Raw genomic sequence first — 11,966 nt, 5'->3', positions numbered from 1 at the left:
CAGTTGTGCGGTTGGCCGCGCTGTTATCAGGCGCGCTCAATCGCCAGCGCTACACCTTGACCGCCACCGATGCACAGGGTGGCCAGGCCTTTCTTGGCGTCACGTTTGATCATCTCGTGCAGCAAAGTGACGAGAATCCGGCAACCGGAGCCTCCAATTGGGTGGCCGAGGGCGATGGCGCCGCCGTTGACGTTGACCTTACTGGCGTCCCAGTCGAGTTCTTGACCGACCGCCAGCGCTTGCGCGGCAAAGGCTTCGTTGGCTTCGATCAGGTCCAGGTCCCCCAGCGTCCAGCCGGCTTTAGCCAAGCAGCGCTGGGTGGCGCTGACCGGGCCAATGCCCATGATCGCCGGGTCGACACCGGCATTGGCGTAGCTGGTGATCTTCGCCAGTACTGGCAGGCCCAGGGCTTTGGCTTTTTCAGCACTCATCAGTAGCACCGCCGCGGCGCCGTCGTTGAGGCTGGAGGCGTTGCCGGCGGTGACGCTGCCGTCTTTCTTGAACGCCGGCTTGAGTTTGTCCAGGGATTCGGCGGTGGTGCCGGCGCGCGGTTGTTCATCCGTGGCGAAGGCTACGGGCTCGCCTTTGCGCTGAGGAATCAGGATCGGGGTAATTTCGTCGACAAAACGACCGGCTTCGATGGCGGCCACGGCCTTCTGCTGCGAGGCCGCGGCGAAGGCATCCTGCGCTTCACGGCTGATGCCGTACTTGTCCACCAGGTTCTCGGCGGTGATGCCCATGTGATAGTCGTTGAAGGCGTCCCACAGGCCGTCGGTGATCATCGTGTCGACCAGTTTGGCGTGGCCCATGCGCAGGCCGGTGCGGGCGCCGGGCATGACGTAAGGAGACAGGCTCATGTTCTCCATGCCACCGGCAATCATTACTTCGGCATCGCCGCAGCGAATAGCCTGGGCAGCCAGGTGCAGGGCTTTCAGGCCCGAGCCGCAGACCTTGTTTAAGGTCATTGCCGGTACGGCGTGGGGCAGGCCCGCGAGAATCGCCGCCTGGCGGGCCGGGTTCTGCCCGCTGCCTGCCGTGAGTACCTGGCCGAGGATCACTTCGTCGACCTGCGCGCCGTCCAAACCGGTTTGCGCAAGCAACTGGCGGATCACGGCAGCGCCCAACTCGGGGGCCGGGATATTCGCCAGTGAACCCTGGAAGCTGCCGATGGCAGTGCGGGTGGCGGCAACGATGACGACATCTTGCATAACGCGATCCTCACAAGTGACAGGCGCGGCAGGCCGCGAAAGGTCGCTATGGTGGCACAGCGGCTTTGCTCGCGGCCAGCCTGCGAACTGACCAGTCAGCCGCGCGGCGGTAGCTGTAAGCGCTTGCGCGCGCAGTGAATGGCGCCGCCGCGCACCGCCCAGCGCAGTACCGGTGCCAGGCTGTGGACGCCGGTCTGGATCACGCGGCTGCGTGCTGGACTGATCTGCTGGCCAAGCATCTCTTGCGCCCAGGTGGGCAGTAGATCGATACCGGCCTGCATCAGCAGTTTGGCCGCCGGTGCGGCGAGGGCGCTGGGGGCGGGAGCGTCCAGCAGGATGCGCAGAATCTCCAGCGAGCGCGCATCGCAACACAGCTCGGGGCGAACGGCGGCCAAATAGGCCGCCACTTCGGCGCGCGAACACGGCACCTGGGTAGCGCCCAGGCGTTCGGCGATCAGGGCGATTTCCGCGTAGTAGCGGTCTTGATCGGCCTCACTCAGCTCTGGGTTGCGGTAGCGCAGGTGCGCCTGAAGGAAGCTGTGCACTTCGCCGACATGCACCCAGGTCAGCAGCGCGGGGTCACTGGCGGCGTAGGTGCGGCCATCCGGGGCGGTGCCCGTAACCTTGAGGTGAATGGTTTTGACCTTGTCGATCAGCCAGTCGGCGTCGGCGCGCGAACCGTAGGTGGTGCCGGAGATGAACTGCCCGGTGCGGCGCAGCCGACCAAGCAGGTCCTGACGAAAATTTGAGTGATCCCACACGCCGGCCAGCGCCAGTGGGTGCAAGGCCTGCAGAAGCAGGGCGCTGATGCCGCCGATCAACATGCTGGTGAAGTCGCCATGTACCTGCCAACTCACCGAGTCCGGGCCGAACAGGCCGGGGTCGCCCTTGGGGTTCTCGAAGTCGATCTGGCCGAGGGCGATACCGCTGAGGCTGAGGACTTGGCTTTCGATACGGCGGCGCAGGAATTCCATAGGGTCTCTACAAGACAGCCATGCCGAGGTGTGGCATGGCCGTCCTACATCGGGTTAGCGGTTTAGGCGTTGCTCGATCAGCCCGTCCACCACACTGGGGTCGGCTAGGGTAGAGGTGTCGCCCATGTTGTCCAGCTCGTTACAGGCGATCTTGCGCAGGATGCGCCGCATGATCTTGCCTGAGCGGGTCTTCGGCAGGCCCGGCGCCCACTGGATCAGTTCGGGTTTGGCGAAACCACCTATCTCTTTGCCGACCAGGGCCAGCAGTTCGGTCTTCAGTGCGTCGCTGAGGTCGATGCCGTTCATGGGCGTGACGAAGGCATAAATGCCCTGGCCCTTGAGGTCATGTGGGTAGCCGACCACGGCCGCTTCGGCGACGGCGTCGTGCAGCACCAGGGCGCTTTCCACCTCGGCGGTGCCGATGCGGTGGCCGGAGACGTTGATCACGTCATCCACCCGCCCGGTGATCCAGTAGTAGCCGTCTTCATCGCGGCGCGCGCCGTCACCGCTGAAGTAGTAACCGGGGTAGGGCTTCAGATAGGTGTCGATCATGCGCTGATGGTCGCCGTAAACGCTGCGGATCTGGCTCGGCCAGCTTTCTTTGATCGCCAGTACACCTGAACCCGGGCCGTCGATTTCCTTGCCCTGTTCATCCAGCAGCACCGGTTGTACGCCGAAGAAGGGGCGGGTGGCGGAGCCGGGTTTGAGGTCGGTGGCGCCAGGCAGCGGGGTGATCAAAATGGCGCCGGTTTCGGTCTGCCACCAGGTGTCGACGATCGGGCAGCGGCGTTCGCCGACCACGTTGTAATACCACTCCCAGGCTTCCGGGTTGATCGGTTCGCCGACCGAGCCGAGTAGGCGCAGGCTGGAACGGTCAGTTTTCCTTACCGGGCCTTCGCCTTCACGCATCAGTGCGCGCAGGGCGGTAGGCGCGGTGTAGAAGATGTTCACCTGATGTTTGTCGATAACTTGCCAAAAACGCGAGGCATCCGGGTAGTTCGGCACGCCTTCGAAGATCAGGCTGGTGGCGCCATTGGCCAGCGGCCCGTAAACGATATAGCTGTGCCCGGTGACCCAGCCAACGTCGGCGGTGCACCAGTAAACGTCACCTTCGTGGTAGTCGAATACGTACTTGTGGGTCATCGCGGCCATCAGCAGGTAGCCGCCGGTGCTGTGCAACACCCCCTTGGGCTTACCGGTGGAGCCGGAGGTGTAGAGGATAAACAGCGGGTCTTCGGCGTCCATCGGCTCGGGTGGGCAATCGCCGTCTGCTTCGCTCAGGGCCTTGTGGTACCAAATGTCGCGCCCTTCAACCCAGTCGATTTCACCTTGGGTACGTTCGACCACTACCACCGTGGAGACCGCCGGGCAGCTCTGCAGGGCTTTGTCGACGTTGGCCTTGAGCGCTACGTATTTGCCAGCGCGCACGCCTTCATCGGCCGTGATCACCGCGCGGCAATCGGAGTCAATAATGCGGTCACGCAGCGCATCCGGGGAGAAGCCGCCGAACACCACAGAATGCACCGCACCGATACGCGTGCAGGCGAGCATGGCGTAGGTCGCCTCGGGGATCATCGGCATGTAGATGCACACCCGGTCACCCTTCTTTACGCCACGGCTTTTCAGCACATTGGCCAGACGACTGACATTGTGGTGCAGTTTTTTGTAAGTGATATGTGCCGATTCGCTGGGGTTGTCACCTTCCCAGATCAGTGCGATTTGCTCGCCGCGTGTGGCCAGGTGGCGGTCGATGCAGTTGTAGCTGACGTTTAGCTGGCCGCCCTTGAACCACGAACCCTGGCCGCTGAGTAGGTCGCCCTGCTGCACGCTGTCCCAGGGTTTGGACCAGTCGAGAAACTGTTTGGCCTGCTCGGCCCAGAACGTATCAGGTTGCTCGACCGATTGTTGGTAGAGGCGCAGGTAGTCGTCGTTGTCGATGTGCGCGCGCTGGCGCACCGAGTCGGCAACCGGGTGACGGGTAATTTCGAACATGGCGGGTCCTTGTTGTTGTGTGTCCGCGATCACAACAAGGGTGCACCCAGTGAAGGCTGGGTTCAAGTGCTGGCCCGGTGCAGCTGGGCCGGGCCTTGCGTGGTGGGCCGATCAGCCGCGATGGCGCTCGCGGAAGTGCTGAATTAGGCCTTGGGTCGAGGCATCACTGGCTGGCGTATCGAGCTGGCCGGTCAGGCGCTGATACACGCCCAGGCCGAGCTCTTTGCCCAGTTCAACGCCCCATTGGTCGAAGGCGTTGATGCCCCAGATCGCGCTTTGTACAAAGACTTTGTGCTCATACAACGCGACCAGCGCACCGAGACCGAACGGGTCGATCCGGTTGAGCGCGAGAATATTGCTTGGGCGGTTACCGGGCACCATCTTGTGCGGCGCAAGGCGTTGCACGTCAGCTTCGTTGAGGCCTTTGCCGCGCAATTCGGCTTCGGCTTCGGCTTGAGTCTTACCGTGCATCAGCGCCTGGCTTTGCGACAGGCAGTTGGCAAACAGCCACTGGTGATGGTCGGCCAGTGGGCTGAAGCTGTTGACCGGGACGATAAAGTCCGCCGGGATCAGCTCAGTGCCCTGGTGCAGTAACTGGTGGTAGGCATGCTGGCCGTTGCAGCCGACACCGCCCCAGATCACCGGGCCGGTGCTGAAGTCCACCGGGCTGCCGTCTTGGCGTACGGATTTGCCGTTGGACTCCATGTCCAGCTGCTGCAAGTGCTTGGTGAAGTTACGTAGGTAGTGGTCGTAGGGCAGGATCGCCTGGCTTTTCGCCCCCCAAAAATTGCCATACCAGATGCCCAGCAAGGCCATCAGTACCGGCATATTTTCCGCCAGCGGCGCCTGGGTGAAGTGCTGGTCCATGGCGTAAGCGCCGGCTAGCAGCTCCTTGAAGTTGGAGATACCGATGGCCAGCGCGATGGGTAAGCCGATGGCCGACCACAGCGAATAACGGCCGCCGACCCAATCCCACATCGGGAAGATGTTTTCCGCCTTGATGCCGAACTCGATCGCGGCCTTGGTGTTACTGGTGACCGCAATGAAGTGCTTGTGCAGTTCGGCTTCCGGGCCACCCAGGGCCAGGTACCAGTCGCGTGCTGCCAGGGCGTTTTTAAGGGTTTCCAGGGTGCTGAAGGATTTGGAAGAGACGATAAACAGGGTGGTTTCAGGGTTCAGGCGCGCGGTGAGTTCACGGAACTCGCTGCCGTCGATGTTGGCCAGGTAATGGCAGCGCACGCCACGCTGGGTAAACGGCCGCAGTGCTTCGGAAACCAGCTGCGGGCCGAGGAACGAACCGCCGATGCCGATATTGACGACCTCGGTGATCGGCTTGTCGCTGTAGCCGCGCCACAGGCCGCTGTGTACGCGGCTGACCAGTTCGGTCATTTGATGCAGTACGCGGTGCACCTGGGGGATCAGGTCGACGCCATCCAGCTTGACGCTGCGCCCAATCGGACTGCGCAGTGCGGTGTGCAGGGCAGCGCGGCCTTCTGAGGCATTGACCTGATCACCGCAGAACAGTGCCTGGATGGATTCACCAAGCTGGCTTTGCTCGGCCAGTTGTACCAGCAGTGCTAGGGTTTTTTCGTCGATCAGGTTCTTCGAATAGTCCAGCATCAAGCCGCTACTGCTCAGGGAGAAACGCTTGAAGCGCTCCGGGTCACTGGCAAAGGCCTCGCGCATGCTGAAGTCATTCATCTGCTCGCGGTGTTCGCGCAGCGCCTGCCAGGCAGGCAGAGAGGTGACGTCATGCGGCTGTTGGTAATAGGCCATAGGTGCGTGTTCCTTGTGCTGGGTGCGACGAATTATGCAAAAAAGCCCGGAGTGATCCGGGCCTTGAGTGTAACTGGCAGGTGCGCGAGCCGGTAACCGGCTAATCAAGCAGGCGCATCGAGGTCGAGCGCCAGGTTGTCGATGAGTCGGGTGTTACCAATGGAGGCGGCCAACAGAATTACCAGCTGACGATCATCCTGTGATGCCGGGCGTAGGCTGCTGGATTCGCGCACTTCGAGGTAGTCCGGGCGGAAACCCGCGGCGCTATGTTGTGCCTGCGCTGCGTTGATCAGTTTGGCGTAATCACGCTCACCGGCCTTTATCGCCGCGGCCATTTCCTGCAGGCTGCGGTACAGTACTGGCGCCACTTCGCGTTGCTCGGCATTCAGGTAACCGTTACGCGAAGACAGCGCCAGGCCATCTTCGGCGCGCACGGTGGGCTCGCCGATGATCTGGATCGGCATATTCAGGTCACGCACCAGGGTGCGGATTACCGCCAGTTGCTGGAAGTCCTTCTGGCCGAAAATGGCCAAGTCAGGCTGCACCATGTTGAACAGCTTGCTGACTACAGTCGCAACGCCGTCGAAGTGCCCCGGCCGGCTGGCGCCGCACAGGCCTTCGGAGACGCCCGTCACGCTGACGCGGGTCTGGCCGTCAGTCCCTTGCGGGTACATCTCGGTAACATCCGGGGCGAACAGCAGGTGGCAGCCGGCTGCGACCAGTTTTTCCTGATCGGCAAGCAGGGTCCGTGGGTAGCTCGCGAGGTCTTCGTTGGGGCCGAACTGCAACGGGTTGACGAAAATGCTGGCAACCACGAAGTCCGCCCGCTGCGCGGCTTTTTCCACCAGCGCGGCGTGGCCGGCATGCAAGTTGCCCATGGTCGGCACCAGGGCGATTTGTTTACCTTCGGAGCGGGCTTGGGCGACAGCGGCGCGTAACTCGCGCACGCTCTTAACTGTGTTCATGCAGAAAATCCGTGCTCGGCTGCTGGGAAGCTTTGGTCTTTGACCGCTTTGACATAGGCGCTGATGGCATTCTGGATGCTGCTCTGGCCGGCCATAAAGTTCTTCACAAACTTTGGCACACGGCCGCTCAGGGACAGCCCAAGCATGTCGTGCATGACCAATACCTGGCCGTCAGTGGCCGAACCTGCACCGATACCAATCACCGGAATCTTCACCGCCTGGCTAATTTCCGCAGCCAGTCCGCTGGGCACGCACTCAAGCAGCAGCATCGCTGCACCGGCCTGTTCCAAGGCCATGGCGTCAGCGCGCATCTGCCGTGCAGAGGCCTCTTGGCGGCCTTGGACCTTGTAGCCACCGAGGATGTTCACCGCTTGTGGGGTCAACCCTAGGTGCGCGCACACCGGCACACCGCGCTCGGCCAGTTGGCGAATCGGCTCAGCCAGCCAGGCTGCACCTTCCAGCTTGACCATGTGCGCACCGGCTTGCATCAGTGCCGCGCTGTTGTTCAACGCCTGCTCCAGCGTGGCATAGGCCATAAACGGCAGGTCGGCGAGGATCAGCGCGCCCTGGTTGCCGCGTTTGACGCAGGCGGTGTGGTACGCCATATCGGCCACGGTGACGGGCAGTGTGCTGTCATGGCCTTGTAAGACCATGCCGAGGGAATCACCTACCAGCAGCACATCGACACCGGCCTGGCAGGCCGTTTGGGCGAACGTGGCGTCATAGCAGGTCAGCATGGCGATTTTCTCGCCGCTCTGCTTGAGGCTTTGCAGGGTAGTCAGGGTTACATCAGGCATGAAAACTGTCCTCGCTCAGGCGTTCAGTCAGCAGTTGTGCTGCTTCAAGTTGGCCTGCATTGGCCGCAAATTGCACCGGTGCGGGGCAACGGGACGCCTATAGTCCTGATGGGAAGACTCGAAGTCAATTGCAGGTGTTACCGGTTTGTTACTGGCGTTACCACCAATCTTCGTAGCTTTGCTCCGGGCATAGGCACGGGGGCTGCTGTCGCGGGATATCTGCTTCTTAGGTCGACGCGGCTTCGCCCAGTCGCTCCAGCCCTACAAAAGGGCAGGCATCGAGCAGTTCAGACAGTGCGCGACCATCTGGCAGATGCAGCGCTGGGGCGATCTCGGCCAGTGGGTAGAGGACAAACGCGCGGGCATGCATGTGGTAGTGCGGCACGGTTAGGCGGGGCTCATCCAGTTGGCGTTCGCCGAACAGCAGGATGTCCAGATCGAGGGTGCGCGGCCCCCAGCGCTCTGCCTTACGTGTGCGGCCCTGCTCCAGTTCGATGGTTTGCAGCGCATCGAGCAGCGCCAGTGGGCTGAGGTCGGTGTCCAGTGCAGCTACGGCATTGACGTAGCGCGGCTGGTCCGGCGGGCCTAGAGGGTCGCTGGCGTAGAGCGATGATTGTGCAGCTAGATGGGTCTGCGGCAGCGCGGCCAGGGCGGCCAGGGCGCTGCGTAATTGCGCGTGTGGGGTCGCCAGGTTGCTACCCAAGCCGATATACACGCGCTCCATCATTCACCCGCTGGGGCATTGCTGCTATCAGTTGCGGGGCCGCGCTTGCGCTTGTTGTTGCTGCGTTTGCGTTTGCGCGGTGCGCCGGCAGTGTCATCTTTGTTGCTGAGGTCGCGGATCATGTTGCGCCGCTCGCTATCGCTGACTTCCTGATAGCGCGTCCACCAGTCGCCAAGCCCGCCAGTTTCTTCGCCTGCGCTCTCGCGTAGCAGGAGGAAATCGTAACCGGCGCGGAAGCGTGGGTTTTCCAGCAACGTATCGGCGCGTTTGCCGCTGCGACGTGGCAGGCGTTCCTGCATGTCCCAGATTTCGCGGATCGGCATGGTGAAGCGCTTGGGCACAGCAATCCGCTGGCACTGCTCGCTGATCAGTTCATGGGCCGCTTCCTGCATCGCCGGAATCGGCGGCATGCCGCGATTCTGCAGCTTAATGACACGTGCCGGCAGAGCTGGCCAGAGCAGCGCCGCAAGGAGGAAGGCGGGGGTGACCGATTTGCCTTGTTGAATGCGCTGGTCAGTGCTGTCCAGTGCATTGCGGATCAGCTGGTCGGTGTAGTCCGGGTTGAGTTTCAGTGCTTCAGCACTGGCCGGGAACAGTTGGCCGAACAAGCCGTAATCGACCAGTAGCTCATAGGTGTAGACCGCATAACCGGCCAGAAACAGCTTGAGCACTTCATCGAACAGGCGCGCGGCGGGGATTCCACCAAGCAGTGGCGCCAGTTTGTAGATCGGTGCGGCGCTGTGCTTCTCGATGTCGAAATCCAGCTTGGCAGCGAAACGCACCGCACGCAGCATGCGTACCGGGTCTTCCTGGTAGCGCTGGGTCGGATCGCCGATCAGGCGGATCAGATGATTGCGGATGTCGTGCACGCCGTTGGCGTAATCGAGGATGCGCTCGGTGCTCGGGTCGTAATACAGCGCATTGATAGTGAAGTCGCGGCGCTGGGCATCGTCTTCCAGGCTGCCGTACACGTTATCACGCAGAATCCGGCCACTCTCATTGCGTGAAGACAGGTTGCTGTTCTCTTCCTCATCGCCTTCGGGGTGGTTGGCGCGGAAGGTCGCGACTTCGATGATTTCACGGCCGAAATGCACGTGAACCAACTTGAAGCGCCGACCGATTACCCGGGCATTACGGAATTCGGCTCGCACCTGCTCCGGGGTGGCGCTGGTGGCTACGTCGAAATCTTTGGGCTCGATGTCCAGCAACAGGTCGCGTACACAGCCACCGACCAGGTACGCCTGGTAGCCGGCTTGCTGCAGGCGCTCAACCACGCTGATGGCATAGCGGCTGATTTCGCCGCGCTCGATCGGGTGTTGGCTGCTGCCCAGCACTTCAGGCGTGCTGTGCGAATGTTTGCCACGGAGGGCGGGGGTGCGAAAGGACTTGAACAGCTTTTTCAGCATGGGAGGCACTGTTTGACGAAATGACTGGCCAGAGTATATGTCGGCCGCAGGAATGGCGCGGATTTTAGCATTGAGTTGGGGTTTGGTGCAGGAAACGAAGGGAGACTGCAGCAGGCGGGGAGTTTGAAGCTACTGGGGGAGCCGAAGCTCCCCCCCAAATTGGTGCGTGCTCTATTTTTATTATTATGGCGGGCTTGTTGTTTTTGTTTATTTACCCGTTCCATCCAGTCAGGGACTTTTGGAAAATTTCCCAAGTTGGGAATCAAGAGCAAACGTATTGCTTTGGATACTGACGCTGCCATGATCACACAGTGATCCAACCAGTTCAGGCACTGCCTTGGAGCAGTTTTATTGTTCTCGGCCTGGTTTTGGGGCGAACCCCAAAGGCAAATCCTTTCCAAAAGAATCAGTTAGCTGCGCCTCCGCGTCGTTATTTTTATTGTGCTGGAGTCGGTACGTCTTATTTTTATAAGGTTTGGAGCATGCTTGTTATTGTTCTTGTGCCAGTAATAAAGCAGGACCCGTGCCATCTTTTACAATCCCTTTATATTCAAGGCTTTGAGTGCTGTTGAGGGTGGCCGGATGGCATAAAAAAGCCGGGCCTTCGTTACCATAAGACCCGGCCTTTGTTACTAAGTGTTGAATGGGTAACAGATGGTGGAACCTCTGGCCCACGCATCTGTCACCGCGGGTGCCTTAGTCTGCGGTAGCACCCGATGATTTGCGGCGTGGGATGCCCAGACGCTGGCGGCGTTCCCACAGGCATTTGCGGCTGATGCCGAGTTTGCGTGCCAGTTCGGTCTCGGTCATGTGGTCTTGATGCTCTAAGACGAAGTGCTGGAAGTAGTCTTCCAGTGACAGATCTTCGGTTGGCTCGCTGGGTTCATGTCCCGGGCCGCCATTTTGGCTGGGCAGGGTGAAGTCGTCCTCAAGGTCATCCAGTTCGATATCAATACCCAGCAGCTCGGCGGAGATGCTGTTGCCCTCGCAGAGAATCACCGCACGCTCGATGGCGTTCTCCAGCTCGCGCACGTTACCCGGCCAGGGGTAATGACTGATGGCCTGTTCGGCGTCCGCCGCAAAACTCAGGTCGAGGCGACCCTGGCGAGTGCACTGACGTAACAGGAAGGCGCGGGCGATCTCGCTCACGTCAGCCCCGCGCTCGCGTAGCGGGGGAAGCTTGAGGGCGATTACGTGCAGGCGGTAATACAGGTCTTCGCGGAACTGGCCGATTTTCGACAGGGTTTTCAGGTCGCGGTGGGTCGCGGCGATCAAGCGCACGTCGACCTTCTGCGACTGCACCGAGCCCACTCGGCGGATTTCGCCTTCCTGCAGCACTCGCAGCAGGCGTGCCTGGGCCTCTAAAGGCAGCTCGCCAATTTCATCGAGAAACAGGGTGCCACCATCGGCGGCTTCGACCAGGCCGGCACGGCCAGCGCTGGCGCCGGTAAAGGCGCCTTTCTCGTGGCCGAACAGTTCGGACTCGATCAGTGATTCCGGGATGGCCGCGCAGTTGACTGAAATCAGCGGCGCTTTGGCACGGCGTGAAAGGTTGTGCAGGGCGCGAGCCACCAGTTCTTTACCGGTGCCTGATTCGCCCTGGATCAGCACATTGGAGTCGGTGGGCGCCACTTTGCGGATCTTGCTGTACATCTCCTGCATCGCGGCGCAGGAGCCAATGATGCCGATTTCGCCGTTGCTGTTATCCACCACCTTGTCGGTGCCGGCTTTTGCGTTGGCCGCAGCGGCTGCAGGCGCGCTTTTAGTCTGTTGGAAATCACGCAGGATGCGCGCTACCGCTTGGAGCATTTCGTCGTGGTCGAAGGGTTTGGCGATGTAGTCCACCGCCCCCATTTTCATCGAGTCGACGGCCGAGCGCAGGCTGGCGTAGCTGGTCATGATCAGCACCGGGGTGCCCTGGCCGAGCTTGATCATTTCGGTACCGGGTGCGCCCGGCAGGCGCAGGTCGCTGACGATCAGGTCGAAGCTGGGGATGCTGAAACGCTCTTGAGCTTCCTGTACCGAGCCGGCTTCGCTGACTTCATATTGGTTGCGCTCCAGCAGGCGGCGCAGGGCAGAGCGGATAATGGTTTCGTCTTCGACGATCAAAATATGAGGCATTAA

9 protein-coding genes are annotated in these 11,966 nt (G+C 61.3%); all 9 read right to left on the bottom strand.

Going from position 1 to position 11,966, the window contains the following annotated elements:
* Positions 1-26: 26 nt before the first annotated feature.
* The 9 genes from SOP97_RS10355 to SOP97_RS10315 all read right to left on the bottom strand — a co-directional run bounded on the left by SOP97_RS10355 (position 27) and on the right by SOP97_RS10315 (position 11,963).
* Positions 27-1,208, bottom strand: coding sequence for an acetyl-CoA C-acetyltransferase (locus SOP97_RS10355; protein ID WP_322949172.1), 1,182 nt, complete (start codon positions 1,206-1,208; stop codon positions 27-29).
* A gap of 95 nt (positions 1,209-1,303) precedes the next feature.
* Complete coding sequence (locus SOP97_RS10350) at positions 1,304-2,182, bottom strand: oxygenase MpaB family protein (protein WP_274086192.1); 879 nt, start codon at positions 2,180-2,182, stop codon at positions 1,304-1,306.
* Positions 2,183-2,236: 54 nt separating this feature from the next.
* On the bottom strand, positions 2,237-4,174 hold the full coding sequence (acs, locus tag SOP97_RS10345; protein WP_274086191.1) for an acetate--CoA ligase: 1,938 nt from the start codon (positions 4,172-4,174) through the stop codon (positions 2,237-2,239).
* Between the two features lie 111 nt (positions 4,175-4,285).
* Complete coding sequence (pgi, locus tag SOP97_RS10340) at positions 4,286-5,950, bottom strand: glucose-6-phosphate isomerase (RefSeq protein ID WP_322949171.1); 1,665 nt, start codon at positions 5,948-5,950, stop codon at positions 4,286-4,288.
* Between the two features lie 104 nt (positions 5,951-6,054).
* The gene (panC, locus tag SOP97_RS10335; RefSeq protein ID WP_322949170.1) at positions 6,055-6,915 is read right to left on the bottom strand and encodes a pantoate--beta-alanine ligase; all 861 of its coding nucleotides are present in this window, start codon (positions 6,913-6,915) and stop codon (positions 6,055-6,057) included.
* Positions 6,912-7,712, bottom strand: a complete 801-nt coding sequence (panB, locus tag SOP97_RS10330; protein ID WP_274086188.1) for a 3-methyl-2-oxobutanoate hydroxymethyltransferase — start codon at positions 7,710-7,712, stop codon at positions 6,912-6,914. The genes panC and panB overlap by 4 nt, the downstream gene beginning before the upstream one ends.
* Before the next feature lie 226 nt (positions 7,713-7,938).
* The gene (folK, locus tag SOP97_RS10325) at positions 7,939-8,439 is read right to left on the bottom strand and encodes a 2-amino-4-hydroxy-6-hydroxymethyldihydropteridine diphosphokinase (protein ID WP_274086187.1); all 501 of its coding nucleotides are present in this window, start codon (positions 8,437-8,439) and stop codon (positions 7,939-7,941) included.
* On the bottom strand, positions 8,436-9,842 hold the full coding sequence (locus SOP97_RS10320) for a polynucleotide adenylyltransferase PcnB (protein ID WP_322949169.1): 1,407 nt from the start codon (positions 9,840-9,842) through the stop codon (positions 8,436-8,438). The genes folK and SOP97_RS10320 overlap by 4 nt, the downstream gene beginning before the upstream one ends.
* Before the next feature lie 696 nt (positions 9,843-10,538).
* Positions 10,539-11,963, bottom strand: coding sequence for a sigma-54-dependent transcriptional regulator (locus SOP97_RS10315; RefSeq protein WP_274086185.1), 1,425 nt, complete (start codon positions 11,961-11,963; stop codon positions 10,539-10,541).
* Between the last annotated feature and the right edge of the window lie 3 nt (positions 11,964-11,966).

The sequence above is a fragment of the Pseudomonas spirodelae genome (assembly GCF_034653255.1).
Lineage (GTDB): Bacteria > Pseudomonadota > Gammaproteobacteria > Pseudomonadales > Pseudomonadaceae > Aquipseudomonas > Aquipseudomonas spirodelae.
The sequence above is the reverse complement of the archived record's forward strand: the minus strand, read 5'-3'. Positions and strand labels throughout refer to the sequence as shown.

Coding starts and splice junctions, on each gene's coding strand:
- SOP97_RS10355 (WP_322949172.1), bottom strand. CDS start 1,208: ATGCAAGATGTCGTCATCGTTGCCGCCACCCGCACTGCCATCGGCAGC.
- SOP97_RS10350 (WP_274086192.1), bottom strand. CDS start 2,182: ATGGAATTCCTGCGCCGCCGTATCGAAAGCCAAGTCCTCAGCCTCAGC.
- acs (WP_274086191.1), bottom strand. CDS start 4,174: ATGTTCGAAATTACCCGTCACCCGGTTGCCGACTCGGTGCGCCAGCGC.
- pgi (WP_322949171.1), bottom strand. CDS start 5,950: ATGGCCTATTACCAACAGCCGCATGACGTCACCTCTCTGCCTGCCTGG.
- panC (WP_322949170.1), bottom strand. CDS start 6,915: ATGAACACAGTTAAGAGCGTGCGCGAGTTACGCGCCGCTGTCGCCCAA.
- panB (WP_274086188.1), bottom strand. CDS start 7,712: ATGCCTGATGTAACCCTGACTACCCTGCAAAGCCTCAAGCAGAGCGGC.
- folK (WP_274086187.1), bottom strand. CDS start 8,439: ATGATGGAGCGCGTGTATATCGGCTTGGGTAGCAACCTGGCGACCCCA.
- SOP97_RS10320 (WP_322949169.1), bottom strand. CDS start 9,842: ATGCTGAAAAAGCTGTTCAAGTCCTTTCGCACCCCCGCCCTCCGTGGC.
- SOP97_RS10315 (WP_274086185.1), bottom strand. CDS start 11,963: ATGCCTCATATTTTGATCGTCGAAGACGAAACCATTATCCGCTCTGCC.